General features: G+C 58.9%; 21 protein-coding genes and 1 pseudogene. 20 read left to right on the top strand and 2 right to left on the bottom strand.

Annotation, left to right across the window (positions count from 1 at the left end; translation table 11 throughout):
- Positions 1-95: 95 nt before the first annotated feature.
- The gene (locus tag VMY05_08840) at positions 96-392 is read right to left on the bottom strand and encodes a hypothetical protein (GenBank protein ID HUV31178.1); all 297 of its coding nucleotides are present in this window, start codon (positions 390-392) and stop codon (positions 96-98) included.
- Positions 393-410: 18 nt separating this feature from the next.
- Here VMY05_08840 and VMY05_08845 point away from each other — a divergent pair, with 18 nt between their 5' ends.
- From VMY05_08845 to VMY05_08860, 4 genes are all read left to right on the top strand, one after another.
- Complete coding sequence (locus VMY05_08845) at positions 411-2,813, top strand: M20/M25/M40 family metallo-hydrolase (protein HUV31179.1); 2,403 nt, start codon at positions 411-413, stop codon at positions 2,811-2,813.
- A gap of 263 nt (positions 2,814-3,076) precedes the next feature.
- Complete coding sequence (locus tag VMY05_08850; GenBank protein HUV31180.1) at positions 3,077-5,830, top strand: M20/M25/M40 family metallo-hydrolase; 2,754 nt, start codon at positions 3,077-3,079, stop codon at positions 5,828-5,830.
- Between the two features lie 314 nt (positions 5,831-6,144).
- The gene (locus tag VMY05_08855) at positions 6,145-6,960 is read left to right on the top strand and encodes a hypothetical protein (protein ID HUV31181.1); all 816 of its coding nucleotides are present in this window, start codon (positions 6,145-6,147) and stop codon (positions 6,958-6,960) included.
- A 211-nt stretch (positions 6,961-7,171) separates the two neighbouring features.
- A complete protein-coding gene (locus VMY05_08860) occupies positions 7,172-8,350 on the top strand; it encodes an NAD(P)/FAD-dependent oxidoreductase (protein HUV31182.1) in 1,179 nt (392 codons plus the stop codon).
- 28 nt (positions 8,351-8,378) lie between these two features.
- On the opposite strand, the gene rpsT is transcribed toward VMY05_08860, so the two are convergent.
- Positions 8,379-8,633 carry a 30S ribosomal protein S20 gene (gene rpsT / locus VMY05_08865; protein ID HUV31183.1) on the bottom strand — a complete coding sequence of 85 codons (255 nt, stop codon included), beginning with the start codon at positions 8,631-8,633 and terminating at the stop codon, positions 8,379-8,381.
- Between the two features lie 60 nt (positions 8,634-8,693).
- Between rpsT and murJ the strand changes: the two genes are divergently transcribed.
- From murJ to VMY05_08945, 16 genes and pseudogenes are all read left to right on the top strand, one after another.
- Positions 8,694-10,271 carry a murein biosynthesis integral membrane protein MurJ gene (murJ, locus tag VMY05_08870; protein HUV31184.1) on the top strand — a complete coding sequence of 526 codons (1,578 nt, stop codon included), beginning with the start codon at positions 8,694-8,696 and terminating at the stop codon, positions 10,269-10,271.
- Positions 10,272-10,278: 7 nt separating this feature from the next.
- Positions 10,279-12,585 (top strand): ComEC/Rec2 family competence protein, encoded by a 2,307-nt coding sequence (locus tag VMY05_08875; GenBank protein HUV31185.1) that lies wholly within the window; start codon positions 10,279-10,281, stop codon positions 12,583-12,585.
- Between the two features lie 111 nt (positions 12,586-12,696).
- Complete coding sequence (locus VMY05_08880; protein ID HUV31186.1) at positions 12,697-13,899, top strand: DUF4388 domain-containing protein; 1,203 nt, start codon at positions 12,697-12,699, stop codon at positions 13,897-13,899.
- Between the two features lie 3 nt (positions 13,900-13,902).
- A complete protein-coding gene (locus tag VMY05_08885; protein HUV31187.1) occupies positions 13,903-14,265 on the top strand; it encodes a hypothetical protein in 363 nt (120 codons plus the stop codon).
- Positions 14,266-14,375: 110 nt separating this feature from the next.
- A complete protein-coding gene (locus VMY05_08890; protein HUV31188.1) occupies positions 14,376-15,239 on the top strand; it encodes a tetratricopeptide repeat protein in 864 nt (287 codons plus the stop codon).
- A 13-nt stretch (positions 15,240-15,252) separates the two neighbouring features.
- Positions 15,253-16,248, top strand: coding sequence for a hypothetical protein (locus VMY05_08895; protein ID HUV31189.1), 996 nt, complete (start codon positions 15,253-15,255; stop codon positions 16,246-16,248).
- Entirely contained in the window at positions 16,232-16,573 is a 342-nt protein-coding gene (locus tag VMY05_08900) for a roadblock/LC7 domain-containing protein (protein HUV31190.1), read from the top strand. The genes VMY05_08895 and VMY05_08900 overlap by 17 nt, the downstream gene beginning before the upstream one ends.
- Positions 16,574-16,602: 29 nt before the next feature.
- Positions 16,603-17,166: pseudogene (locus VMY05_08905) on the top strand (ADP-ribosylation factor-like protein).
- Positions 17,167-17,629: 463 nt separating this feature from the next.
- The gene (locus VMY05_08910) at positions 17,630-18,115 is read left to right on the top strand and encodes a roadblock/LC7 domain-containing protein (GenBank protein HUV31191.1); all 486 of its coding nucleotides are present in this window, start codon (positions 17,630-17,632) and stop codon (positions 18,113-18,115) included.
- Positions 18,116-18,181: 66 nt separating this feature from the next.
- The gene (pilB, locus tag VMY05_08915; GenBank protein ID HUV31192.1) at positions 18,182-19,876 is read left to right on the top strand and encodes a type IV-A pilus assembly ATPase PilB; all 1,695 of its coding nucleotides are present in this window, start codon (positions 18,182-18,184) and stop codon (positions 19,874-19,876) included.
- Between the two features lie 167 nt (positions 19,877-20,043).
- Positions 20,044-21,123: a type IV pilus twitching motility protein PilT gene (locus VMY05_08920; GenBank protein ID HUV31193.1), complete on the top strand. Its 1,080-nt coding sequence runs from the start codon at positions 20,044-20,046 to the stop codon at positions 21,121-21,123.
- A 26-nt stretch (positions 21,124-21,149) separates the two neighbouring features.
- Positions 21,150-22,349 carry a type II secretion system F family protein gene (locus VMY05_08925; protein ID HUV31194.1) on the top strand — a complete coding sequence of 400 codons (1,200 nt, stop codon included), beginning with the start codon at positions 21,150-21,152 and terminating at the stop codon, positions 22,347-22,349.
- A 109-nt stretch (positions 22,350-22,458) separates the two neighbouring features.
- Complete coding sequence (locus VMY05_08930; GenBank protein HUV31195.1) at positions 22,459-24,177, top strand: ATP-binding protein; 1,719 nt, start codon at positions 22,459-22,461, stop codon at positions 24,175-24,177.
- A gap of 71 nt (positions 24,178-24,248) precedes the next feature.
- Positions 24,249-26,021 (top strand): peptidyl-prolyl cis-trans isomerase, encoded by a 1,773-nt coding sequence (locus VMY05_08935; GenBank protein ID HUV31196.1) that lies wholly within the window; start codon positions 24,249-24,251, stop codon positions 26,019-26,021.
- A 10-nt stretch (positions 26,022-26,031) separates the two neighbouring features.
- The gene (locus VMY05_08940) at positions 26,032-26,661 is read left to right on the top strand and encodes an SEC59/DGK1/VTE5 family protein (protein HUV31197.1); all 630 of its coding nucleotides are present in this window, start codon (positions 26,032-26,034) and stop codon (positions 26,659-26,661) included.
- 92 nt (positions 26,662-26,753) lie between these two features.
- The gene (locus VMY05_08945) at positions 26,754-26,960 is read left to right on the top strand and encodes a cold shock domain-containing protein (GenBank protein HUV31198.1); all 207 of its coding nucleotides are present in this window, start codon (positions 26,754-26,756) and stop codon (positions 26,958-26,960) included.
- Positions 26,961-26,968 lie beyond the last annotated feature (8 nt).

A 26,968-nucleotide genomic window follows, 5' to 3' on the forward strand; every position in this document is an offset into this window, starting at 1 on the left:
GTCAATTGAACCACTTGAGTAACATACTTCTTTGTCTTCAGGAGGATACTATGGTTAGCACCAGGATGACATCTCTCATCGCCGTCCTCGTTTTCTCACTTGCCCAATTCGTCCAGGCGGATGACGTCGGTCTGGTCAGTCTCTCGAGTCAGGTGGAGGTCGAACAGGCGACGGCGATCCTCGGGCACGCATACGGAAAAGTAGGTGGCAAGTTCATTGTCGTAGTTTCCGAGACCTCTCGCGACGCTCTTGCGGACATCGGCATAGACGTTGAAAGCGTGCTGCCTGACGTTGACGTTGCGCTCACCTATCTTGTCCTCCCACCCGAGGTCAGGCGGGACGTCCCAGGGGTTCGCTTCGAGCAGTTCGGGCGCACGGTTGAGTTTCAGCATGGCGTCCGTCTCGTGGAAATGAGTCGCGTAGCGGCCTCGACTCTGGCCATGACGACCGCGTACAAGGTAATCGCGTTGCAGGACAACCCGGTCTTTTTCCATTTCAAACCGCCGACGGTTGCATCGCCTGCGTGGCGGCTGGACGGCTATCCCGTCGATACGCTGGCCGGTTACGTGCTCGAGGATTCAGTCCAGGCCTATGACACGATCCTGGAGAATTTTTACACCCGTCACATACGGACGGATTCGATTCACCGTGCCCGCGACTGGATGGTGCAGAAATTCCTTGACTGGGGGTACACCGACGTCACCACACCTTCGTTCCCTGCAACTGATTACTACGATCCATATGACAGTGTGCCCTGCTACAACGTCAAAGTCGTCAAGCCGGGTTACGCTGAACCGGACCGCATCATAGTTATCGGAGCCCATTACGATGCGACAACGTACTATCAGGATGTCCCTCCCTGGGTACACGCTCCGGGGGCCGACGATAATGCCTCCGGCACAGCGGCCGTGTTGGAAGCTGCCCGTGTCCTGGCCGACGTTCCCCTCAGGAAAACGGTAGTGTTCATTCCGTTTTCCGCTGAGGAGGGGGGCCTTCACGGTTCGAGCAAGGAAGCCCGGGATTACCGCGCTGCCGGCAGCAACGTCGAAGTGATGATGAACTACGACATGATCGGCTTCAGCGCGTATTCCTCGGATTTCGAGCTGCAGGGAGGCGACAATCTGGTGTACCGTGACGTGACGGCTGCCGCCGCCGTGCGTGTCACGGACCTGAACCCGCTGTTCTACGAAATCTCCGGCGGATCGGATCACTACGCCTTCTGGGAGCAGGGCTATGACATCGTCTGTGGCTCTGAACCCACCTTTACCCCCGGGTTCCATACCGAGAACGATAATTCGTCACTCCTGGACTTTGAGTACATGACTGAAGCGGTCAGGATGGCGACGGTTTCGGCTGCGATCATAGCCGAATCACCGTCCCAACCGATCACGGCCCTCGTCGATGCCGGTGACGGTCAGTCTCTTAACATAGACTGGTTGAACTGTCAGCCGGACGTGTCCTATGTAGTCTATCGCGGTGAAAGCCCGGGCGTCTATACTGACAGCGTTGAAGTCGGCACCGGCGTGTGCTCCTACGTCTGGACCGGACTGGCCGAGGGGATCCGAAGCTACTTTTTCGTGTCCGGAACGGCAGACAACGGCTACCCCACGCTGTCCGCCGTCGAAGTCTCGGAGGTGCCGCTGCTGTATCCGCGCGCTCCGCAGGGTCCCGTCGCCACGACGGACTCGGCCGTTGTAGACCTTTCCTGGGCCGAGAACGCCGAGGCTGATTTTGCCTATTATAACGTCTATCGGCGGATTGCCCAGGTAGGCGATTTCACGCTGTACAAGTCTGAAGTGACGGATCCGAGTCTGGCCGATACCAGCGTAGTAGGACACGTCCAGTACAGCTACCGGATAACGGCGGTCGATCTGGACGGTTACGAGTCAGCGCCCTCTGAGGTTGTCAGCGCGTATGCCGCCACCTTTGACGGCGGGCCGGTCATTGTCGACGCGTTCTCCAAAGAGAACCAGTACATCCCCGACCAAGTGGCACAGGTGGCCTTCTTTGATACTATAATGGCCGATCTGCCGTACGATCTGGTGGTGCTCGAGGAGATCAGCGATGCTCTCAACCGGTCCCAGGCCGGTCAGTATTCTTCGCTTATCTGGATTGATGATGACCCGGGTCGCAAGACAATCGACCTGAGCAGTGACGCCCTGACCTGGTATGCAGGGTACAGCGGTAACATGCTCATCTCCGGCTACTGGACGATCCAGAGCTGGTCGGCTTCGCCGGTTCCCGTGGACCATACGCTGTATCAGGATTTCATGATCTCCGGATACACGTACTGGGGGTCGCCGGACTACGTCGGTGCCTTCGGTCAGAACGGATGGCCGTCGATCCAGATGGATCCCAGCCGTGGGCTGATGGAGTGGCCGAACATTCCGGCTCTGCAGGTCAGGCCCGGAGCTACCGTCATCTACACGTACGACTCGTTTATGGACCTTGATTTTGAAGGGGAACCGGTGGGCGTAGCCTATGACGGGCCGACGGGGAAGCGGATTGCCCTGTCGTTTCCGATGTACTACCTGACACCGGCCTCGTCGCAGGCGCTGATGAGCAAGGTGATCGAGTACTTTGGCGAGGCGTTCGTGCCGGCCGACAACGGCGATCTGAACGGCGACCAGGTGGTGGATATCGGCGATCTTACTTTGATGATCGACTACCTGTTCATCTCGATGCAGCCTCTATCCGACCCGAATACTGCCGATATTAACTCTGACTGTGTTATCGACATTGGCGACCTGACGACTCTGATCGCATACCTGTTTATCAGCGAGATCGAGCTTCTTCCCGGTTGTGTAGAGTAGTTGCGATCTCGGCGTTTTACTGAGCGGCAACCTGCCGCCCGATGGCTCGGCCCCGGCCGGGCCATCGGTCTTTTCCCCTGCCCCCAATTGCAAGCAGCCAACCAGACAGGGTAACGCCGCCATGTTTCTGCTTGACAGGCCGGCCCATCTTGTTAAATTATAAGAGGTTGCGTTACTTCGAATATGGTCGGCAAACCGTTAAGCTTTACCGGCTGCCGACCGTAACTGTCAATACGGAAATCTTTTGAGCCCCGGAGGTTGCTATGACCGCTGGCAGCAAGCCACTGATCGCCTGTCTTGTCATACTTCTCTTGACCTCGTTCTCCGCAGCCGAGGACATCGGTCTTGTTTCAATCAACAGCCAGACCGACATGGAACAGGCCACCGAGATCATCGGACAGGCTTACGGCAAGACAAACAAGAAGTTTGTCGTCGTGCTTACCGAGGTTATGCAGCAACGGCTGGCTGATGTCGGCATTGAAGTGCAGATCGTGCTGCCGGACGCGGATATCGAAAATAGTTACGTGGTCTTTCAGGCGTGCGCCCGCGGCCCGGCCATGGGGCTTGACCTGGATCAGTTGGGACGCACTGTCGAACTCGGCCTGGGCCTGCACCTGGCTCAGATGAGCCGGGTGGCGGCGTCGATGCTGTCCCAGGAGACGGGATACACGGCCATTCGGCTTACGGACCGGCCCATCGATTTCCACTATACGCCCCCGGTAGTTGCGGCGCCGGTTGCGCCGGAAGCGAGTTTCCCAACGGACACGCTCGTCAACCACGTAAGTCTGGACTCTGTTTTCGCCTTTGACACCAGGCTCGAGGACTTCTATACGCGCTACGTCTATACTGATTCCATAGACCGCGCCCGGGACTGGATGGTTTCCAAATTCCTTAGTTGGGGCTATACGGATGTCACGGCGCCTTACTTCTGGTACTATGGCCCGTTGTGGAATGTCGTGGCTGTCAAGCCGGGTTACGCCGAACCTGAGAAGGTAATTGTGGTGGCGGCGCACTATGATGCGGTAACCTATGATCAGCCTCAGCCCACTGAAATTTACGCACCCGGGGCCGACGATAACGCGTCCGGAACCGCACTCGTTCTCGAACTGGCACGCGTCCTGGCCGATGTCCCGGTGCGGAAGACTATCATGTTCGTCCCGGTCACGGCCGAGGAGATCGGTCTGGTCGGGTCCCGGCACATTGCCCAGGAACTGAAACAGGACGGAGTTGATGTCGAGGTCATGTACAACGCCGACATGATCGGCTTCACCGGCGGACAGCCCTGGTATATCGACGTGGAGGGCGGAGACATCGAGATCTATCGCGACATCACCGGGGCGGCGGGCGATCGGCTGACCTCGCTAATGCCCATTTTACTCCCCGTGATGTCAAGCAACTCGGATCACTCATCGTTCTATAACCAGGGATTCAGCGTCGTCCACGCCATTGAGACGAATTTCAACACGGCCGGCTGGCACACCATCCTGGATATTTCGTCCCGGCTGAATTTCCCGTACATGACTGACGTCGTCAAGATGATGCTGGCCTCGGTGCTTATCGTCGCCGAGTCGCCGGGACCACCGACAGTAGACAACATAGTTGATATTGGGGATGGTCAGTCGCTTGATATCCACTGGTCCCCCTGCTCCCCTGACGCATCGTATCGGATCTATCGAGGCGTGAGTCCCGGCGTGTATACCGATTCTGTCCTCGTCACTCCCGGTGCCTGTCATTATGAATGGACAGACCTCACCGAGGGCGTCCGCTATTACTTCCTCGCCATGGGCGAAGCTCCGAACGGGTACCGGTCGCTTTACGGTATCGAAGGTTCCGAAATGCCGCTTGTCTATCCGAGGGCGCCGCTGAACCCTTACGTCGAGTCCGACTCTGCGGCCATACTTCTTTCGTGGGATGCAAACCGGGAAGCCGATTTTTCAGACTACAATGTGTATCGCAGGATGGATGACCTGAGCAGCTTCGTGCTGCTCCGGTCTTACGTGTCCGGCACCAGCATTGTCGACACCGCCGTTTTCGGACAGATTGAATACCATTATCGGGTGACGGCCGTCGACCTCGACGGCCATGAATCCGCGCCGTCGGTTGCCGTGAGCGCGTACGCCGCTACCTTCGACGGGGGGCCGATGGTGGCCGACGCGTTTTCCAAAGAGAATCAGTACATTCCTTTACAGGCCGAGCAGGAAGCCTGGCTCGATACTGTCTTTGCCGGCGTTCCGCACGGTCTGGCCGTTCTGGAGGAGTCGAAGGATACGCTGACGCGATCACAGGTCGGCCCGTATTCCTCGCTGATCTGGATAGATGACGACCCCGCTCGAAAGACGATTGACGAGAGCATCGGCACGCTCAACTGGTTTTCCGGGTTCGGAACCAACCTGCTGATTTCGGGCTACTACACGATTCTCGGATGGTCCGGCTCTCCTGTTCCCTCGAGTCACATGCTGTACACCGATTTCATGATCTCCGGTTATAACTACTGGGGCTCTCCTGATTTCGTCGGTGCCCATGGTCAGGACGGCTGGCCGTCAGTCGAGATTGACCCCGCTCGCGGCATTGATGAATGGCCGAATATCCCGGCCCTGCAGGTCAGGCCCGGAGCCACGGTTATCTATACTTACGACTCGTATATCGACTACCCGGATTTTGAAGGGGAGCCGGTGGGCGTGGCCTATGACGGACCGACGGGCAAACGCATCGCCCTGTCGTTTCCGATCTACTACCTGACGCCGGCCTCCGCCCAGGCGCTTATCGCCAAGGCGCTCGACTACTTCGGAGAATCGTTTGTGCCGGCCGAGAACGGCGATTTGAATGCTGACGGCGTCGTCGACATTGCCGATCTGACTATAATGATCGACTATCTCTTCATATCCAAGCTGCCGTTGTCTGATCTCAACGCGGCAGATGTTAACGCTGACTGCATCGTCGATATTGGCGACGTTACCTTGCTCATTGCCTACCTGTTCATGTCCGGCCCCGACCTGCTGCCCGGCTGCGTTGAGTAGACGGCGGCCGCGCGCCCCCGAGGCCGAAGATCCGCGTGGCGGTCTGTCAGTTGTCAGACCGCCACGCTTGTTTACCCGAGGTAAGATCGAGAATCCGCGCCGCCGGGGTCGGGGCTGACCGGCACCCGGGTTCAGAGCGGGGCGAAGGTAGTTTCACAAATTGTGAAGTCGCAGGTTTGTCGGGGTGATTCGGCCTGCCCCCCGGCCGGGCATCCCGGCCGTATCCCGGGCCCCTTTGCCGTTTATCCTGCTGACTGACAGTTAATTGGCAATCCGGCCCGAGAGAGGGCACAGGGATTGCTCTGGACGCGGACATGAGCGCCGGTCTGATTCCAGATATCACCCTGCTGAGTTGCCACCGGGTCTATCCGTATGAGTGGCCGTCCAGAGAAGCCGGCCGCTTCCCGGTCCAGCGGACGCCCTACGACGTGATCAGACACCCGTTCCCCGTGATGCACCTTGAGCAGGACAGATACCTCCTGCTTGACGGCTCTGAAATGTTTCGGCAGATGGTGGATATGGGAATCCAGCACCTGCCGGTTCAGATCTGTGATTGTGAGCACCTGCGTGTCCTGGACGAACCGCTGGGACTTGTCGGCTTTGGCCTGGAGGATCTGACCGAGATAGTCGCCGGTTTTCCGGACCAGATGGCCGTCTGCGACGACGGGTCGAGCCCGCCGGTGGGTACTCTGGAACTGCAGTTTTCATTCGAGAAAGCCGGCTCCAAACGGGTGTTCCTGCGCCAGACAAACTGCACCGGCTGTCCTGAAGCCTTGCAGCACGTGTTCCACGCCATCGAAAGGAAAGGCCGGTACATGCCGGTGCGCTGTGAGACTCTCTGGACGGGCGTCGTCTACAAGGCAGCGCCGCTGACGGGCACCGTAACGTTGCCCTCTTTCAGCCTCGATGACGTCGCAACAGCCGTCGCCTCCGGCCGGCTGTACCCGCCGCACGTGCTCAGAGTCCAGCCGGCTTCCCGCGTACTCAGCATTGACTTTCCCTTGTCCGTGCTTCGATCGAACACGTCAATCGAAGAAAAGGGATTGTTCCTTCGCGATCTCATTGCCTATCGAGAGAGTTCCCACAGAATTACGTACTTCACAGGGCACGTCTACCTGTTGAACCGTTGAAAAACCGCTTGAATCGCAGCGGACGCCCCGGTAGATTTGTTCGTGCTTGTAACTGACAATAACGTCTGCCTGCGATGTGGGGGGTGTGTTCCCATCTGCCCTCACGAAGCCCTCGTACTAACAAGATCCGAAATTGTCTGTATGGCCGGACTCTGCGACCTATGCGGTGACTGCGTGCTGTTCTGCCCGGTTACCGCTCTGGGGCTGGCCTGTGCGTAGTTCGTGCGATCTCCTGGTTGTCGGCGCCGGATTGGCCGGTCTGATGGCCGGACTGACGGCCGTCCGCGAAGGTATCAGCGTTACGATAGTCGAAAAGGGCGACCGCGTGGGGTATCCGCTCAACTGCGGCGAGGGAGTGGCGAGGGTCTCGGTTGACGGTATCCTCGACATCGAACCAGGCTGGATCAGAACCCGTATTCATCACGGGCTGCTCGTTTCTCCATCCGGGCACACCTATAAGTTGGACCTGCCCAATGCCGGTTACATCCTGAACCGTCCGGCCATGCAGCAGGGTCTCGCCGATGCTTTCCAGGCTGCCGGGGGGACACTTATGACCGGCCATCGGGCCACCGGGCTTCAGTCCGGGCAGGAAGGGTTTCAGGGTGTCGTCGTGGAATCTTCGGACAACCCGGAGCTACCCATCAGCGCCGCCGTCGTCGTAGCGGCTGACGGTGTCGAAAGCACGATAGCCCGCATAGCCGGAATCGATAACCGCCTGGACCCCCGGACCACCGAATCCTTCCTTCAATACTACGTCAGGAAAGTTTCGGTAGTACCGGACCAGATTGAGGTCCACGTTGGTTCAAACGTGGCCGTGCGCTCGTATCTGTGGATTTTCCCGAGGGGAGCGGATGAAGTCGGCGTCGGTCTTGGCGTCGCTGCGGACTCTGAATGCAGCCCCAAAGACCTTCTGAACCGCTTTGTGGCCGGCCGGTTTCCTGAGGGGGAAGTGGTGGGCACCAGCGGCGGCGCCTCGCCGCGCTATCAGGGCCCGGACAGGCTGGCCGAGAAGAACTTGCTGGTCGTCGGGGATGCTGCCCGTGTCCTGGATTCGGCCACGGGGGCCGGTATCGCCAACGCTCTGTTGTCGGGCCAGATGGCCGGAAGAGCCGCCGCGGCGTGGTGTCGACGGACGGACCGGTCGCTCGACCGGCTTCACGCCGTCTATCCCGGAGAGTTCACCAGGCAGAAGCACGACCAGCTTCAGCGCTACCGGCGAATCAAGGAGTTTCTGGACCGGCTTTCCGACGACGATCTCGACGAGATCGTCCTGGCGGTCGACCGGTACTTCGAGACAAAAACGGTTGACTCCGCTAGTCCGGTTGCTGTCCTTTTGCAGATAATCAGCGAAAAGCCCCGCCTGCTCGGGCTGGCGAGGCACCTGTTTTGATAAACGGCGGATTAGGGTGTTGGCGGATTTAACCGAGCTTGTTGACGAAGCTGGCGAGGCGCGACTTATGCCGGTTGGCGTGTCCCCTGTGAATCAGCTTCAGGCTGGCGGCCTGGTCCAGCATGCTGATCGCCTCGCGGAGCTTTTTGGCGGCCTCCTCCTTGCTCGTTTCGGTACGGACCGCTTTGACAACGTTGCGCATACGGGAGCGGAAGGCGCGGTTGCGCTGCCTCTGCTCCTCGGAGGTTCTTACTCGCTTCTTGCACGACTTGTGGACCGGCATCTACACCCTTTCAATTGGCTATGAACAAATCAGCTTACAAATATAATCGACAGATCCGTTTTGTCAACAACCGCGATCAAGAAAAGTTCACTGGCTAAATCGGCCTCTCTCGTTTCCGCCGGGACCGCCGTCTCTCGGGTGCTTGGTCTTGTCCGGGAGCAGGTCATGGCCTACTTCTTCGGTGCCTCCCTGGCCACCGATGCTTTCATCACGGCCTTCCGTATTCCCAACCTGCTCCGGGACATGTTTGCGGAGGGCGCGCTCTCGTCGGCTTTCATTCCGGTTTTCAAAGAGAAGTTGGTGAAGGGCTCGGACCGGGAGGCGTTTACCCTGGCCAGCATCGTCGCCACCGCCGTTCTTCTGGTGGTCGGCGGTATCGTGCTGCTCGGCATCATAGCCACCCCGTTGATTATTTATATCTCCGCCAACGGTTTTACCGCCGATCCGGTCAAGTTCGACCTGACCGTCAATCTCACCCGCTTGATGTTTGTGTATCTGCTGCTGGTGTCGCTGTCGGCCCTTGTCATGGGCATGCTCAACTCCTTCGGACGCTTCGGCGTGCCCGCCGTCGCCCCGGCGGTGTTCAATCTCGGCATGATCGTCTCCGTCCTAGTGCTGCACCGCTTCTTTGATGTTCCCATCTACTCTCTGGCGATCGGTGCCTTGCTCGGCGGCGTCGGCCAGCTTGCGATACAGCTGCCGCCGCTGATCAGAATCGGCTTCCGCTTTCGCTGGGTAGTGGCTTTTCTCGATGAGGGACTCAAGAAGGTGGTGCGGCTTTTCGCGCCCATGGTGGTCGGTATGTCCGCCGGCCGGGTTAATATAGTCGTCAACACGCTTCTGGCCTCGTTTCTCATGGAAGGCTCCATCTCGTACCTGAACTACTCCTATCGCCTGATGCACTTCCCACTCGGCGTGTTTGCGGTGGCCCTGGGAACGGTGACACTGCCGAGGGCATCCGAGATCGCCGCCCGGTCCGACATGAAGGAACTGGCCCGCTTGTACCGGGAAGCGCTCAGCCTGAACCTGCTGTTTATTCTGCCGTCGGCGGCCTTTCTGGCGCTGTTCGGACGCGACATCGTTGCCCTCATTTACCAGTGGGGCCAGTTCTCGTCCACCGACGCGGCCAACACGGCCCTGGCTCTGCTGCACTACTCGTACGGTTTGATCGGCTTCGCTGCAGTCCGCGTCACCGCCCCGGTGTACTACGCCCTTGGCGATGCCCGGCTGCCGACACGGATTTCCGTCCTCTCGGTGCTCGTGAACATGGCCCTTTACTATCCGATGATCAAGCTGCTCGGTTTCGCGGGCTTGGCGGCTGCGACCTCCCTGGCCGCGTTGCTGAATTTCGGCCTGCTGCTGTATTACCTGCCGAAAAAGGGCGTGCCGGTCTCGATTCGCGATAGCCTTCTTGGTTTCGTCAAGCTGGCGGTGGCGGCCCATCTCGCGCTTTTTGCGGTCAGGATGTTGCCGGTTCAGTTTACCGAGAGCCTGCCGGAGGTCCCGGGGCGCATTCTGCACCTGATCACCGTTCTCCTGGTTGGGGGGTTGTGCTATCTGTTCCTGTGTTATATACTGAGAGTAAAGGAACTCTCGCTGTTGAAAAAGGGGCTGTTCGGCGGAAGTGCCGAGCGCTGACTCCCGCGTGTTTCGTAAGTACCCGAGCCTGCTTGTACTGATATTCGTTGTCGCAGGAATCGTGACGGCCGATTCCTCTCATTTGCCCTCATGGTCCTTCCTGATAGTCTCCCTGGTTGCCCTCGTCCTGGGGTCCTTCGCGTACACGACGGCGCGTACGGTCCCGGCCGTGCTTCTCCTGAGCGCCTGCATGGCCGGCTTCGCAGCCTTTCAGTTCAGTCACCAGTACGTTGACGTCGGGCCGCGCCATCTCAGTCGCGCGGTATCCGGGAGGGCCATCTATCGCATCTACGGTAGCGTCGCCGACTGGCCGGAACTGCGGCCCGGCCGGACTGAAATCAAGGTGGCCGTGGACTCCCTCGTATCGGACCGGACACAGGACGTCCAGGGGGCCATCCTTCTGAAAGTCACGGATACCACGACGTCGCTGCAACGAGGCGATCGCGTGGAGTTCAGGGGGCGAATTTACGGGCTGCCACCGGCCGGGGACGGTTCGGGCTTTGACTACCGGCGGTACCTTACGCTCAAGGGAGTCTCCGGTATCGTCTACCTGCCGACGCTGCTGGACGTGCGCGTTGACCGGCGTGCCCGTTACGGGTTCCTCTCGGTCGTGGATAACCTTCGCAGCTGGGTCGTCGCCACGCTCAACAAGAACCTCTCACCGGTGGCCGCGGCGCTGGCGACGGGCTTTCTCATCGGCGAGACAAGAAACATCCCGCCCGAGGTCTACCGGATGTTTCGTGACAGCGGCACGCTGCATCTGCTGGCCGTTTCCGGGTCAAACGTCACGCTCGTGCTGATGTTCTTTATCGTTCTCATGCGGCCGTTCTCGCTGCCGCCTTTTCGCAGGGCCGTCATTCTGCTGGTTGTCATCGTTGTTTTCACCGCTCTCTCGTATGGTGAGCCGTCGGTCGTTCGGGCCTCCGTCATGGCCGTTCTGGTGATTCTGGCCCGCTTTGCCCAGCGCCGCCACAACCTGAACAATATCATTGCCCTGACCGCCCTTATCATTCTCATCGTTCAGCCGTCCCAGCTCTTCGATGTGGGCTTCCAGCTTTCATTCGTGACGGCCTGGGGGCTGATTTTCATCGTCCCGCGTCTGTCGGCACGGTTTGAAACCTTCCACGGCCGCTGGTGGTACCGCTGGCTGGTCTTTCCGCTGATGATCTCCGTCGTGGCCCAGGTTTGCTCCACGCCCCTTATCGCGTACTATTTCGGGCGGATTCCGGTCATCTCGGTGCTGGCTAATCTTGTTATCGTCCCTCTGGTTTCACTGGCCGTTATCGGCGTTCTCTCCGTGCTGGCGGCTCAGATTCTATGGCCCATGCTGGGGCTCTTTGTCGGTTCCGTAATCGACAAGCTGCTGCTGCTGGTGGTGGCGGCGCTCAGACAATTCGGCGGTGATCAGATTCCCGTCCTTGAGGTCAGCACGATTCTGCCTGACAGCCTCTCGGTTCCGACGGCTGTGTTTGCCTACACGCTGGTTGTTCTGTTCACCCTGGCCGTCCGCCATCGCCTGGCCCGCCGCCTGGCGATGCTGGCAGCGTTGATCGGTATCAATCTGGCGCTGGTTTTTGCCGTCGTCCGGGCCACGGCCGGTACGGAACGGTGGGTATCGCTCCACGCGGTCCCGGGTGGAATTGCAGCCTTTGTCGGTGGAAGCGAATCGGACGGAACTGACTTGATCCTGCACGGCCTGAGCGGCGTGACGTACGCGCTGGATGAGAAAGTATTTCAGCCGTTGCTTGCGGATTTGAAGCTTGAAAGTCTGGACAGAATCTTCCTGCTGTCGACGGATTACGACGCCGTCGATGACGTCATTCGCCTGGCCGGCAAGTTCGACGCCGGACCCGTCTATGTCCACCGGCGAGCGGCCGCCATGTTTGCTGACGTTCTGGCGCGGAAGGGCGGAGCCGGAACACCGCTGGACGTGCGCTACTTCGGCAGTAGCGGCGATGGGCCGCCGGAGCCCGGCTACCTTGCCGATGACCGGGGGTTCTGGCTGCACGCCCGGGGCGCCCATATGCTGTTTGCCGACGGCCTGAACGACACCCATTCGACCCCCCTGCCGGATACGCTCAGAGCGATCCTGGTTCTGGGTCGCTCGTGGTCGCCGACCGTCGGCGAGTGGGTGACTCTGCGGGAGCTTGGCTATAGCCTCATCGTCTGTTCAAGGGTTGCACAGTACCCGGATGATACGGATGATCCGTCTGACTTCAACCCGGACCGGGTGCTGCCTGAATTCATCTACGTGCTTAAAGAGCGCGGCAGTCTGCGGATACCGCTCGGCCACGGCAGCGAGCGGATCCGCTGACGCCAGCCGAACGCGCCGATTAAGAAATGCTGCCTTTCTCCCGATAATACCAAAGAAATATCAGAGCCGGTGAAACACCGCGAAACAGAATTGATCCGAAGGACTTAAGGGATGGGTTTATCCGGTAATCTTAAGACCGTCGCTTTTCCCGATGTGCTGCAGCTCCTGGCTACCGGCAAGAAAACCGGTGTCCTTGAATGCCGGACATCCACGCGTCAGAAGGAAGTGGCCTTCAAGGACGGCAACATCATCCACGCTTCCTCGGTCAACAGCACCGAGGACCTGCTCGGCCAGATGCTGCTAAAGCGGGGGAAGATCTCCAAGGGGGATCTGGAACGGGCCATCGTTCTGCATAAACAGACCGGTCGCCAACTGGGCACCACTCTCATGGACATGAACCTCTTCGACAAGGAAGAAATCGCCGAGTGTCTCAAGATGCAGATCGAAGAGATCGTGTACAATCTGTTCTCCTGGCAGGAGGGCGATTTCACTTTCCACGAGAATACCGCGCCCAAGAATACGCCGTTTCTCATTGAGCTTAACACCATGAACGTCATCATGGAGGGAACACGCCGGATCGACGAGTGGATGGAGATCCAGAAAGTGCTCCCGCCTGACGACGTGCTGCTCAGGATCGCCAAATCGCCCAAGGTGGCCCGGGAGGAACTAACCATATCGCTTGACGAGTTCAAACTCCTCTCACTGATCAATGCCGAACGCACCATGCCGGAATTGATAGATCTGTCGCCCATGGGTGAGTTCGTGACCTCTCGAGCGGCTTACCGGTTGATTCTGAACAACCTCGTCGAAGTAGCCGGCAAGCGCGAACAGGAAGGTGCCGAGAAGGAAGACGAGGAGGAAGTAATCCTCTCCATCGCCTTCAGCCTTTACTCATCGTGTTTCCATAAAATCCGTTCGCAGATCGAGCGAACGCTCGGGGATCACAATACCCGGTTCCCTGAGTTTGCCTCTCAGTACCGCAACGGCTTGTTGAACTACTTCCCGGGGGTTGATCCCAACTCGGACCTGCTGCCGCCGTTTGACAAGTTCCTCGCGGCGTTCCGGGCGATACCTGTGGCCACGCGCTACTATCAGCTTATGTCCGGTCTGGAGAGGATGCTCTCCGAACAGTTGACCTACGTTTTCCAGTTGCTGGGTGAGGGGATATACCGGGATACGGTGACAAAGGTTAAGAAAGAGATTTCCGGACCGCTGGCGGTTCGACGGGAACTGGTCAAGCGGTACGGCCTTGAGAGCAGTTTCTACGGAACGATCAGCAGATCGGACAAACTGGTCAAGATGTTGCGAGGATAGATCATGAAGAGTAGAATCATTGTCGCTCTGGCACTAACCCTGGTGAGTTTCGGCAGCGCCGAGGCAGCGAACGTCGCGGTGATCGCCTCGCCTCCCGGCCTTCTCAGCGTGGTAGTGCTTGTGTTTGCCTGCGCCTGCGTCGTCGTGGGTCTGCAGGTTCGGTCCATCGTTCGGGGGGGGATGCTTGCCCGCTCCTGGCAGTTGCTTGTCACCGGGTTTGCCCTGCTGGCCCTGGTTCAGCTGGTCAGACTGCTACACGACATGGAAGTACTGGCCCTGCCCGTATGGGTCGTGCCGGGGCTGCTCCTGCTGATGACCGGAGTCTTTTTTTACGGCCTGTTTGCCGCCAGACAGACGCTCGGATAACATGCCTTTAAGGGTTGACATAACCCTATGTAACGGCGTATAATTAACGTGCGACTGAATTGCACTTTTCATAGCAGATTGTGACTAAGGCACTTACAAAGCATACGTAAATGACCGTCGCGCCCGAAATAGACGATCGTATCGCTAAATGTGAGAAGATCCTCGACCAGGATCCGAACTCTCAGATTTTCGCGGCTCTCGCAGAGGCTTACCGTAAGAAGGGTAACCTGGAGCGTGCCTTCCGCATCTGCCAGAGCGGCCTGAAGATCCATCCGTCCTACAGTTCGGCCCATATCGTCATGGCCAAGGTCAATCTCGATCGCGGCCTGCTGGACTGGGCGGAAGCCGAGTTGAAGAAGGCCATTGAACTGGACGGCAAGAGCCGGGCGATCGAGCTGCTTCTGGCCGAGATATACATCTACAAGGGAGAGTTTGCCGGGGCGGTAAAGCTCCTGAAACGCCTGCACCAGGCTGACTCGAGCAACAGCCAGATCAGGAAGCTGCTTGATATTGCGCTAAAGCTACCCGGCGAGCAGGCGGCCGCCAGGGGAGAAGAGATCGAGTCGGCGGTTGTCGCTCCTGCAGGGCCTCCGGAGCCTGCGGAAGGCCCGAAGCCGGAGGCGGCCGAGCTGGCCGTGGTCGAGATTCTCAGACAGGCAATTGCCCTGCCGGGACTGCAGGGAGCACTCTTCATTAACCGGGAAGGGTTGGTGGTTGAGTCGGAGTGGGCGCTGAATCTTGATGCCACCACCTGCGGTGCCACCTTCGCCGAGTTGCACCGCCTCCTCAACCAGGAACTCGTTCAAGCTTCTTTCGGCCAGAGCCGGGCGATTCTGATCGAAACCGGCGGCCCGGTCTTTTACCTCGTACGCGTTGGAGAAAACGTGTTTCTGTTCGCAGGTAGTAAGGACACGAACCTCGGACGGCTGAGGATGAAGATATCAGGCCTGGTCGGCGACTATGAGGCCGTATGAACAGGGGATTGTTATGGAACTGACACCACGTATGGGACGTCGTTTGATATTGTCTACGCTCGTTCTGCTGATCGTGCCGATGGTCGTATTCCCTGAACAGTTCGGCACGCAGTTGGCCAAGGCGTCCCTGATAACGGCGTTTTACGAACTTGTCTACTACGGGGTTGTGGTATTCCTGTTCAACCGCCGCGTCACGCTGCTGCGGCTCGTTGAGGCAAGTGGTGCCTGCCTTGTGTACCGGTTCGGCGTAGGGGCCGTTTTCGGAGGGCTGATTTTCGGTGCTTACAGCCTGCACCTTCAGGTTGCCGTGACCATGGGCATGTCGGGGTATCTTCCGGCGGTCGTTCTGCACGTGCTGGCCACGCCGCTGGTACTCAAGCCGGTGCTGGCGCAGTTTTACCAGGCAAGGCCCGCCCCGAGAGGGCCCGTCAGACCGTCGCCGGCCACTGATCCCGGCCAGCGCCGGCGGACCTCCTTCGCCGGCTCGCGCGAGAAGAGCTTCGGACCCGCCGTATCACGAACCGCGGCACCTGCTGCGAAGCGCCCGGGGGTTGCCGACGCGGGCGCCACCGAGGCGGGCCCGGTCCTGGCTCATAGTGAAACCAACGGCTTCGAGCGCGCCGTACGTTACATCGGTGAACACGCCGCCGTGGATCTGGCCTGTGTGGTCGATCACGAAGGCCTGCTTCTGGCAAACTTCAAGCGGGGCGACGTTGACCCCGAAGAATGGGCGCCTCTGTCGCTGCTGCTTTTCGACGGTAACGGTGCCGTTCTGGGGCGCGGCGGTCTTGAGGTACCCGAGAAAATCGACCTTACGCTTAGCCGGAAACGGATTGTCGTCGCCTGTGAACAGTCGTTCCGTCTGATGGTGATTTCGGACAGGCAGAGTGACGACTTTCTGAATATACGCATCAATCAAGCGATGGACATGATTGACAAATACGCTGCCGAGCGCTACACGCAGAACGCTGTAGACAAGCTGGAGAGCACGCATGTATCAAGTACTTAACGAACTGAATAAGACGCCCGGCGTCACCGGTTCGATGGTTGTCGGTAAGGACGGCATCGTAATTGCCGCTGACCTGAAGACCGGCTTCGAGGGCGAGACGGTCGGTGCCCTGGCTGCGTCGATCACTTCCACTATCCAGAAGTCGCTCGATCGGCTGGATACCAGCCCGTTGTCTCAGGTCACGATCGAGGCGGACAGCGCCAAGCTGTTCTTCAGCGATGCCGGGCCGGGCCTTCTGGTGGTCACAACGGAGAAGGACGTCAACATTGGGCTCATTCGACTGGAGATCAAACACGCTATCGGCAGGCTGCAAATGGCCGTTTGACCGGGTCGAATACTTGAGGATCGAGACATATGGTATCGATTAACTATTCTGCACGTGAAGTCTGCTGCAAGATTGTGTACTACGGTCCGGGTTTGTCCGGCAAGACGACCAATCTGCAGTACGTTCACGGCAAGGTTCCGCCGAACACGCGGGGCAAGCTGATATCGCTGGCAACGGAGGCAGACCGGACGCTCTATTTCGATTTCTTACCTATCAATATCGGTACTATCCACGGGTTCCAGGCGAAAATACAACTCTACACGGTACCGGGACAGGTCTACTATAACGCTACGCGCAAACTGGTGCTCCGCGGTGTGGACGGCCTGGTTTTTGTCGCCGACAGCCAGCCTGATAAGATGGACGAGAACGTTGAATCGCTGGCCAACCTGGAAGAGAACCTGGTCGAGTACGGCTACGACATAAACAAGCTGCCGCTCGTTATGCAGTACAACAAGCGGGATCTGCCGGGAGTGGCCTCGATCGAAGAATTGCAGGAGAGGTTGAACGGCAGTAACTGGCCGTACTTCGAGGCGTCAGCGACCATAGGCAACGGTGTTTTTGACACCTTGAAACTCATAATAAGACTCGTGCTTGAGAGAGCCAAGAGCTCCAGCAGCGCCAAGATCGCCTCGGCTCAGAAACAGCCACAGGTCGAATCACCCGCCGGGACCGAACGCGTACCGGCTGGTTCGACGGCGGCGGCGGGAGCCGGGGCAACCTCGGCGTCGACCGCCGCTGCGGGCGCCGCGAGTTCGGCGGCCGTGAAGGAACCCCAGGCCGGCAGAGAAACGGGCTACCGGCCGTACCCGGGAAGTGATGAACCGAGGTCACGAGAGCCGAAGGCGTCGCCGGCCGAGCAAGCGCCGGCATCGGCCCGGGAAACAGACAGCGTGAGCGAAGAGCCCACCGGCGCCGACGACGTTGCAGGAATGGCCCGAGACGACGACAGTTCCATGGATGCCCCCCAGATGGCACCATCGCTACGATTGCGGGGGACTACGCGGAAGCGCGGGTTCTTCAAACGCCTGTTCGGAATAAGATAATAGGGAGGCTGTAATGTCCGACAATAGCCTGATAATCTACGAAGAGGAAATCAACAAGATAGACGCTCTTTTGAGCAAGATGTTGAAGGGGTGCGAGGCGAAGTGCGCCCTCCTGGTCGATAAGGACGGTCACCTGATCACGCGGCAGGGCTTTACCCATTCGCTGGATACGACCGCCCTGGCCGCGCTGCTGGCCGGGTCGTTCGCCTCGACCAAGGAGATCGCCCGCCTGGTCGGAGAACCGGAGTTCTCCGTGCTGTTCCACCAGGGAAAGAAGGACCACATTCACATGTCGCTGGTCGGCGAGCGATCCATTCTGGTCGTCGTCTTCGACGAGCGGACGACCATCGGCATGGTCCGTCTTTACGCCAAGGAAACGGCGATGGAACTGACCAAGGTGTTTCAGGACATCATGGACAAGAGTGGGGCAGAGCCTGAGCTGTCGTCCGATTTCGCGGAGAAGGCACAGGACAAACTTGACGATATTTTTCAGGATTAGTCCTGCTCAGGCATGCCTGTGCCGTGAACCCCGACGGACACGTACAGCATAGCGGAACCGCATCACATGTCTACGGAACTCAGTTCAATACTGGTTCAGGCCGGTAAGATTACCCAGGAACAGGCCGACGAAGCGCTGGGGATCTCCAAGGAACAGCATAAATCGTTCGAGGCGGCGCTGGTGGCGATCAAGGCCGTCAAGTCCGAGGACGATATCGCGTCCTTTGTCGGCAAGCATCTCAAGATCGGGGCCCTGCGCCTTAGCGACGTCGAGTTGAATCCCGAGACGGTCAAGCTGATTCCGCTCGACATCGCGCGCAAGTTCCACGTCATTGCCATATCCCGCATCAACAAGACGTTGCTGGTGGCTATCAGCGATCCCAACAACATCTACGTTCTCGATGCCATCAAGTTCATCACCGGCTGCGCCGTTCAGCCGGTGATCTCTCCCGAGGCCGCGATCGACAAGGCGATAGAGACTTACTACCGGGACTCCGGGGCGCTCTCAGAGATTGTCAGGGGGCTCGAGGAGAATCCGGACCTCGAGGTGGTTGAGGCCGACCAGGGACCGAGTGATTCGGATCTGCTGTCGGCCATTGAAGACAAACCGCTTGTCAAGCTGGTCGACTCGATCGTCGGCGATGCTATTCGCCTGGGAGCCTCCGACATCCATATCGAGACGTATGAGAAGCGGATACGCGTGCGGTATCGAGTTGATGGTGAGCTTCGCGAAATGGCGCCGCTGCCGTTCAAGTACCGGGCGGCCATCGTCTCCCGCGTCAAGATCATGGCCGATCTGGACATCTCCGAGCGCCGTCTTCCACAGGACGGCCGGATCAAAGTCAAGTACACGGGCCGGACGGTTGATCTGCGTGTATCCGTCCTGCCGACCATCTTCGGGGAAAAGGTCGTCATGCGTATTCTGGACCCGCAGGCCCTGAAGGTGGATATGACCAAGCTTGGGTTTCGCGAACCTGATCTTCAGAAGTTCCACGAGAAGATTCACTCGCCCTACGGAATTATCCTGGTCACCGGTCCGACCGGTTCGGGGAAAACGACCACTCTGTACTCGGCCCTTCAGCGGCTCAACCGCGTTGACGTGAATATCATGACGGCGGAGGACCCGGTTGAGTTCAACTTCGAGGGAATCAACCAGGTTGCGATCAGGGCGGACATCGGTCTCACCTTCGCGTCGGCGCTGCGATCCTTCCTGCGGCAGGACCCGGACATCATTATGGTCGGCGAGATACGCGATTCCGAAACGGCCGACATCGCCATCAAGGCGGCGCTGACCGGTCACCTCGTCTTCTCGACGCTGCACACGAACGACGCGCCGTCATCGATCACCCGTCTGATCGACATGGGCACTCCGTATTACCTGGTCGCCTCAGCCACGCGCCTGGTTATGGCCCAGCGAATGGTGAAGACGATCTGCTCCAATTGCAAGGAAGAGATCAACCTTACGCAGGAACAAGTGGACAGCCTGAAAGCCCCGCAGGAGTTGCTGCGCGGCATACGTGCATTCCGGGGGACCGGGTGCGAGCAGTGCGGCAACAGCGGCAAGCAGGGGCGAACCGGCATTTACGAGGTCATGCCCATGACGCCGGCCATCGAGAACCTCATCCTCAGCAAGGCTCCCGACTCAGAGATCCGCAAGGTCGCCGCAGAGGAGGGGATGTTCTCGCTACGGATGGCGGCGGTTGACAAGTTGAAGCAGGGGCTGATCAGCATCGAGGAACTCTTCGGCGTCACGACGGCCTGACGTCAGTCTCTCCTGTCAGGCGTCGACCCTTTTGTCTTTCAAGCGGTTACAGCCAGCATCTTTTGACAATCCGGTCAAGATTCGTCCCCAAAAGCCGATATATGTGAATAAGCGGCTTTTCAGAAGTACCGTCATAATGGCCGTGTCAATAGAATCGGGAGAGCAATATGGCTACGTTGCGTGAACTGCTGGAGCAGATGGTCCAGTTGGGCGCTTCGGACTTACATCTGACGGCCGGGTCGCCTCCAGTCGTCCGTGTTGACGGCAAGCTGCAGCGTCTGAGCAACCATGATATGCTGACGGCCGAGCATACCAAGAAGCTCGCCTACTCCATGCTCAATGAAAAGCAGAAGCTCAAATTCGAGCAGGAATGGGAACTGGATTTCTCGTTCGGTATTGAGTCGATGAGCCGGTTTCGCGCCAACATGTTTATGCAGCGCGGCAACTGCGCCGTGGCCCTGCGGCAGATACCGTACAAAATCAAGACCTTTGAGGAGCTCGGGCTGCCCAAGGTGATTGCCGAGTTTGCCAGGCTGCCCCGCGGTTTGATCCTTGTCACCGGGCCGACCGGTTCCGGCAAGTCGACCACGCTGGCGGCGGTCATTGACAAGATCAACCGCGAGCGCCCCGTTCATATCATCACCGTCGAGGATCCCATCGAGTACCTCCACCGCCACCAGACGGCGGTCGTGAATCAACGGGAGGTATTCTCCGATACGGGCTCGTTTGCATCGGCCCTCAAACACGCCCTCCGCGAGGATCCGGACGTCGTTCTGATCGGTGAGATGCGGGACCTGGAAACAATTGAGTCTGCTCTCTCCATCTCAGAGACCGGCCACCTGGCCTTCGCCACCCTGCACACCAATTCATGCGCGGAGTCCATTAACCGGATTGTCGACGCCTTCCCGACCAACCAGCAGGATCAGGTTCGCGTGGCTCTCTCGTTCTGTCTGCAGGCGGTGGTGTCGCAGACCTTGATTCCCCAGGTCAGCGGGGGACGTGCCCTGGCCCTGGAGGTCATGGTTGTCACTCCGGCCATCCGGGCGATTATCCGCGACGACAAGATCCACCAGATCTACTCCATGATCCAGTCGGGACAGAAATACGGCATGAAAACGATGAACCAGTCGCTGGCCGAGCTTCACCAGGGCGGTAAGATTTCGCTCAACGATGCTATGAACTACTCCCACAACACGCAGGAGCTCGGCGAAATGCTGTCACGCCAGAAGTCTCCCGCACTCAGGTAGTCGGGAGCCAGGAAAGGGATATACTGATGCCTGTATACGAGTACAAGGGGAAGACGCTTGCCGGCGCCGCCGTCCAGGGAATGCTCAAGGCCAACAGCAAGGCCGACCTGGAACGGGTTCTCAGGCAGAACCGCATCCTCGTCTCGTCAATCAACAAGAAGGCGCCCGAGATAAGCATTAAGATAGGCACGGGGATAAAGCGGCTCGAAGTATCCCGTTTTACGCGCCAGTTCGCTACCATGATCGGGGCCGGCCTGCCGATGGTGCAGTGCTTGGAGATTCTTTCCAGCCAGTCAGAGAACAAGGAGCTGTCGAAGATTGTCACCCAGGTCAAGGAAGCCGTGCAGGGAGGCGCAACTCTCTCCGATGGCCTGGGCCGTCACCCCAAGATATTCGACCAGCTCTACACGAACATGGTTGAAGCCGGTGAGATCGGCGGCGCCCTGGACGCCATTCTGGTTCGCCTGGCCGTGTACCGCGAGAAAGCCGACCAGCTTATTCGGAAAGTCAAGGGTGCCATGGTGTACCCGGCCGTTGTCATAGTCGTCGCGACGGCCGTCACGGTCGGTATGCTCACCTTTATTGTCCCGGTGTTTTCCAAGATGTTCGGTGGTGTCGGTGCGGAGCTGCCCATGCCCACGCTTGTCGTGCTGAGCATTTCGAACTTCCTCAAGGCCAACTTCCTGTACCTGCTGGTCGGCTCCATCGGCTTTCTGATTCTGTTCCTCTGGTGGAAACGGACACCGAGCGGGGCGCTCGCTTTTGACAAGTTCCTCCTCAGGCTGCCGGTCATGGGCAATCTTGTCCGGAAATCGTCGGTGGCGCGTTTCTCTCGCACCTTGAGCACGCTTCTGTCGTCGGGTGTATCCATTCTTGAGGCGCTCAAGATTACGGCCAAGACCGCCGGCAACCTGGTGGTCGCCAACGCAATCAACAGATCAGTGCTGGCCATCGCCGAGGGTGACACGATCACCGGGCCTCTGAAGGAGACCGGCGTGTTTCCACCCATGGTCACCCAGATGATCGGCGTGGGTGAAAAGACCGGCGGCCTGGATGACATGCTTAACAAGATTGCCGACTTCTATGACGAGGAGGTCAACGATGCCGTGGCCGCGCTCACGTCGGTGATCGAGCCAATTATCATCGTGTTCATGGGCGCGATCATTGGCGGCATCTTGATTGCCATGTACCTGCCAATGTTCGACATCATTGGCAAGATCGGATGAGGCCGCCTCGGCCGCCGGCGGTGCACGGCGGCCGGGCCCCGGGCCGGAGAATGAACTTCGCTTGACGGGCACTCGGGAGAACGGCACTGATCAGGTGCCGTTTGCATTTATGCAACAGACCGTGCGAATACGCAGACCCAGCCGGTTCCTGCCCCTGCGGCTGGCCTCATACATCATTCTCATGGCCGTGGTGGTCCTCTGGATGGACTATCCCCGGTACCTCCACTTCCCGTTTGTCGTCTACTCCGTTCTGACGCTGATCTTCTGCGTGGCCCTGGCGCTGGAGCGCCGCTTCCGGGTCAATGCCGTCGTCCAGACGATTGTTGCGCTGCAGTTCCTGTTTGAAATCGCGATTGAGTCGGGCGTCATCTATGCTACGGGCAACGTATACTCCTCCTTTTCAGCTCTCTACATCCTGACCATCGTTTCCGCGGCCCTGGCCTACCGCCTGGTCGGTACGCTGCTGGTGGCCTCCGTGGTCTCTGTCGCCTATGCCTTCATAATCTGGTTGGGGTTGGCCGCCGGCAGCGATTCCGAGATGAGCATGCAGGCGCTCAAGACGATCTTCTCCTCGCATGATTCCGTTTTCTACTCGATCTTCCTGCACATCCTTATCTACTATCTGGTGGCCTTCATCTCCGGCTACCTGGCCGAGCGCCTGAGCACGCAAGACCGGCAGCTGGCCGATGCTTCCCGTGAACTCCAGCGCGCCAGGCTCGAAACCGACGATATCCTTCGCCACCTGAACTCCGGTTTGCTGACGGTGGACGCGCGCGGCAGCATCATCTACTTCAATCGGGCCGCCGAGAAGATTCTCGGCTACAGCGAGGAGCAGGTGCGGGGAATGCAGTGCCAGGAGGTGTTCGCCGAGCGTATGCCTGATCTGGCCGACTGCCTCATGGACGGCGTCACGATGCGCCGGGCCTATCCGCGCAAGGAAGCCGATATCCTCGACCGCCGGCAGCGGATGATACCGTTGGGGGTGTCCACCTGCATACTCACGGAAGAAGGAGACGACCTGAGGGGTGTAATTGCCATCTTCTCCGACCTTACCGAGGTTAAGGCCCTGGAGGCCAAGGTCCGGGCCGCCGACCGCCTGGCGGCGGTAGGCGAGCTGTCGGCCTCGATAGCGCATGAGATTCGCAATCCGCTGGCCGCCATTGCCGGCTCGGTTGAGGTGCTGCACAAGGAATTGTCCCTCGGCGGGGAAAACGAGCGACTCATGCATCTAATCATCAAGGAGTCCGACCACCTCAACAAGATACTCAGCGATTTTCTCGCCTACGCCGGGATCACCCGGCCGACCTACAGCAACGTCGAACTCTGCCACGTCGTCAACGAAGTCACCGAGCTGCTGCGCCATCATCACTCTTACCGGAGCAATATCAACATCACTGTGGAAAGTGACGAATCCGTCATCTACGTCATCGGTGACGAGGGCCTGATCAAACAACTGCTGATGAACCTTGCCCTGAACGCCTGCGAGTCATTTGACGGCCAGCCGGGCAAAATCGTCTTTCGCCTTACTGTGCCGCCGCAGGGCGAAATCGTCGAACTGGTGGTTCAGGACGACGGTCCGGGAATTGACAGCGCCATCAGGGAACGCGTCTTTGAGCCGTTTTTCTCCAGCAAGAAGCAAGGCACCGGTCTCGGCCTTTCCATCGTGCACCGTATTGCAGCCGCCCTGCGACTGAACGTCCAGGTAAACTCCCAGATCGGCCGCGGCACCTCGTTCCACGTGCAATTCCGGAACTACCTTCCCGACGGGCCGCCCGCGAAAAGGTCTCCGGCAGAGCGGAAGGTGCCTGCCGACGCCCCGACCGCCTGACCGCTTTTAGTCTTGATTTTCAGACAATCTTCCGTACCTTATGCCATTTGAAAAACTGCACGGAGATTTGCATGGGAATTCTTAGGTTTGTAGTGGCTGCGGCCTGTCTTTTCGCGTTTCTGCTGTCGATGTCGGGTTGCGCACCGACACTGTCCCTAAGTGAAGAATCCGTTGCCCGCCTTCAGGATAAGCCCCTGGCCCTGGCCGCCGGCGAGCCGGTGCTGACGGCGAGCGACTTCTACTCACGTCTTTCGCAATCCACTCTTCTTATGAGCGGCGGTACGGTCGAAAAGGAGCGGACCAACTACCTGCTGGACAGCATTCTAGTCGATACGCTGGCCGGCCTGGAGGCCAACGAAATCGATCTCGGCAGCTACCCGCTGCCGCTCTCCACGTTCCGCCGCCAGTATTACGACTTTCTCCTCTATGCGTACTGGAACGAAACAGTTTACAAGAAAACGACCGGTGACTCGCTGGAGGCGATAGCATACTACTACGATCATGCCGAACTGTTCTCCGTTGAAGAGCAGGTTAACCTGTACCACATCCTGATCAGCCCGCGGGCCCTCACGCTCGGTGCGGACTCCGCCTACTACAAGCCCCTGCCCCAGGAGGAACTGTGGCAGATCGTCCAGGAGCAGGCGGACAAGCTCTGGCGGCTGCTCAACTGGGGAGCGCCGTTTGAGAATGTCGCTTTCGACTTCTCCCACGACGGTTCCTCGCGGCAGGCCGGGGGTTACATGGGCTGGACGCCGCGCGAGCAGTATATCGATCCCTTTGATTCGGTCGCCTTCTCGCTGAAGATCGGCGAACATTCATACCCTTACCGGGACAAGGACGGCTATCACATAATCTACATCGATGGCTACCTGCCGGACGGGCTGGTGCCTATCGACTCGCCCCAGGTCTACGCGTCGGCCATGGAGACGCTCCTGACGGACAAGTCCAACCAGGTTCTCCTGGCTCGCCTTGACAGCCTGCGCGCCGAGATCAACGTGCTCCCGAACGAGTCGATTATGGATGCGAACATTCACCTTGTGGACGACTTCGAATGGGCCGGAGTTGTCAACGGCCGCGATACTATATACTGTCGCTACCTGAAACAGTTCGAGGAGGCCGCCCGGCGCGAGTACAACGTCGACAACAGCACGCGGGAGATCAAGCTGGAGATGCTCAAGAAGGCGGCGGAGCGGTACATCCAGGTGCAGGCGGCACGGGCCAACGGCATCGATACGCTTCCCTACGTGGCCGCCGAAGAACGGCGGCTGCGCCATTTCAGGAAAAAGACCATCGTGATGACGTGGGGCTTTGACTACTCCTGGCGTCCGGCAGACAGCGTTTTGGAGGCCTACTATTACGACCACATCGACGAGTACTCCATCGCCAAGCCCTACAAGTTGCAGTCCGTCGTGACACGAGATTCCGTCCTGGCCGCGTTCCTCAGGGACCAGGTGGAAAGCGGTGTCGACGCCGGTGATCTGGTGCGTGAGTACCGTGGTCGGGGTGGAATACGCGTGCGCCTGGTCGACCACGGTTACGTTGGTGAAAGCGATCTCTCACCGGAAGTTCTCCAGGCGGCCAGATCGACTCCGGTCGGCTCCGTTTCCCCGGTCATGGGCTCCGAATCAGGTGACTACCGGTTTATCCGGGTGCAGGACCGGAAGCGGTCGCGCACGATTGAATTCGCCCGGGGCGATATCCTCGTGAAACTGCAAAAGGATCACGCCCGGATGGTATGGGAGAATTTCCGTGACCGGCTGTACCGGAAATATAACGTGACGTTTCCCGTCCGGGTCTCTCAGATCCAGCTGGGGAACTATCATACCCGCAACCCCGGTCAATAGATTGGCCGGTATGCCGCCAGATCAGCCGCTGACGCCCGAGCAGCTTCCGTACTCCCAGGAACTGGCCCGCAAAGCTACGCACATGGCGGCGCTGGTGATTCCCGGCGGCTACTACGTGCTGGCTCTCGAAAAAGGCACCATGCTGGCCATAATGATCCCGGTGGCCGTCCTGATGTTGCTGATTGACATCTCCCGTCTGCGCAACTGGGCGTTTTATCGTCGCTTTGCCGGTCGACTCATATCTCCTTTGATCCGAAGTCGGGAGCACGCCGGGGACTTCTCCGGTGCTACGTATATACTTCTGTCCGTCTGCGCGACCGTTGCTTTATATGAAAAGCACATAGCCATTGCAGCACTGGCGTTTATCGTCGTCGGCGATACGCTGGCCGCCGTCGTCGGCCGCAAGCTGGGACGTCACAAATTCGGACGAAAATCGGTCGAGGGTTCGCTCGCCTGCCTTGCCGGGACTCTGGCTGTCGCCTTTGTCGTTCCCGGCCTTGACCTTACGGCGGCCGTCTTCGGGGCCGTCGTGGCCACGGTAGTCGAGGCCCTGTCCTCACGAATAGATGATAACGTGTCGGTTCCCATCATCTCCGGCCTGGCTATGACCCTGCTCGGCAGAATTTTCGCCCGGGCCTGATTTTTTTTGTGGCTGCACCACGTCGTCCGGCGTATAATATATACGGAGGGAGAAAGATCTTCTAACGTCAGAGGGATATCGGAGGACTCTTAATGCCCAAAGGCAAGGTGAAGTATTTCAACGAACCGAGAGGGTGGGGAATCATATCCGGCCCCGACGATAGCCAGGACGTTTACGTTCACTACACTGCGATCAACATGGAAGGTTACAAGACGCTCAAGCAAGGCCAGGAGGTCGTCTACGAGTTGGCCAGATCAGATTCCGGGTCCCGCGCGACCAAGGTCACCCTCGTACAGTGATGCGTTCA

The organism is Acidobacteriota bacterium (assembly GCA_035529075.1).
Lineage (GTDB): Bacteria > Zixibacteria > MSB-5A5 > GN15 > FEB-12 > DATKXK01.

What these genes read in the sequence shown, in the direction of transcription:
- VMY05_08845 (HUV31179.1), top strand. Translation starts at nt 411, where the DNA reads ATGAGTCGCGTAGCGGCCTCGACTCTGGCCATGACGACCGCGTACAAG.
- VMY05_08885 (HUV31187.1), top strand. Translation starts at nt 13,903, where the DNA reads ATGAAGAGTAGAATCATTGTCGCTCTGGCACTAACCCTGGTGAGTTTC.
- VMY05_08910 (HUV31191.1), top strand. Translation starts at nt 17,630, where the DNA reads ATGTCCGACAATAGCCTGATAATCTACGAAGAGGAAATCAACAAGATA.
- VMY05_08890 (HUV31188.1), top strand. Translation starts at nt 14,376, where the DNA reads ATGACCGTCGCGCCCGAAATAGACGATCGTATCGCTAAATGTGAGAAG.
- VMY05_08940 (HUV31197.1), top strand. Translation starts at nt 26,032, where the DNA reads ATGCCGCCAGATCAGCCGCTGACGCCCGAGCAGCTTCCGTACTCCCAG.
- VMY05_08930 (HUV31195.1), top strand. Translation starts at nt 22,459, where the DNA reads ATGCAACAGACCGTGCGAATACGCAGACCCAGCCGGTTCCTGCCCCTG.
- VMY05_08840 (HUV31178.1), bottom strand. Translation starts at nt 392, where the DNA reads ATGCTGAAACTCAACCGTGCGCCCGAACTGCTCGAAGCGAACCCCTGG.
- VMY05_08880 (HUV31186.1), top strand. Translation starts at nt 12,697, where the DNA reads ATGGGTTTATCCGGTAATCTTAAGACCGTCGCTTTTCCCGATGTGCTG.
- VMY05_08925 (HUV31194.1), top strand. Translation starts at nt 21,150, where the DNA reads ATGCCTGTATACGAGTACAAGGGGAAGACGCTTGCCGGCGCCGCCGTC.
- VMY05_08850 (HUV31180.1), top strand. Translation starts at nt 3,077, where the DNA reads ATGACCGCTGGCAGCAAGCCACTGATCGCCTGTCTTGTCATACTTCTC.
- VMY05_08920 (HUV31193.1), top strand. Translation starts at nt 20,044, where the DNA reads ATGGCTACGTTGCGTGAACTGCTGGAGCAGATGGTCCAGTTGGGCGCT.
- VMY05_08935 (HUV31196.1), top strand. Translation starts at nt 24,249, where the DNA reads ATGGGAATTCTTAGGTTTGTAGTGGCTGCGGCCTGTCTTTTCGCGTTT.
- VMY05_08855 (HUV31181.1), top strand. Translation starts at nt 6,145, where the DNA reads ATGAGCGCCGGTCTGATTCCAGATATCACCCTGCTGAGTTGCCACCGG.
- VMY05_08900 (HUV31190.1), top strand. Translation starts at nt 16,232, where the DNA reads ATGTATCAAGTACTTAACGAACTGAATAAGACGCCCGGCGTCACCGGT.
- pilB (HUV31192.1), top strand. Translation starts at nt 18,182, where the DNA reads ATGTCTACGGAACTCAGTTCAATACTGGTTCAGGCCGGTAAGATTACC.
- VMY05_08895 (HUV31189.1), top strand. Translation starts at nt 15,253, where the DNA reads ATGGAACTGACACCACGTATGGGACGTCGTTTGATATTGTCTACGCTC.
- VMY05_08945 (HUV31198.1), top strand. Translation starts at nt 26,754, where the DNA reads ATGCCCAAAGGCAAGGTGAAGTATTTCAACGAACCGAGAGGGTGGGGA.
- rpsT (HUV31183.1), bottom strand. Translation starts at nt 8,633, where the DNA reads ATGCCGGTCCACAAGTCGTGCAAGAAGCGAGTAAGAACCTCCGAGGAG.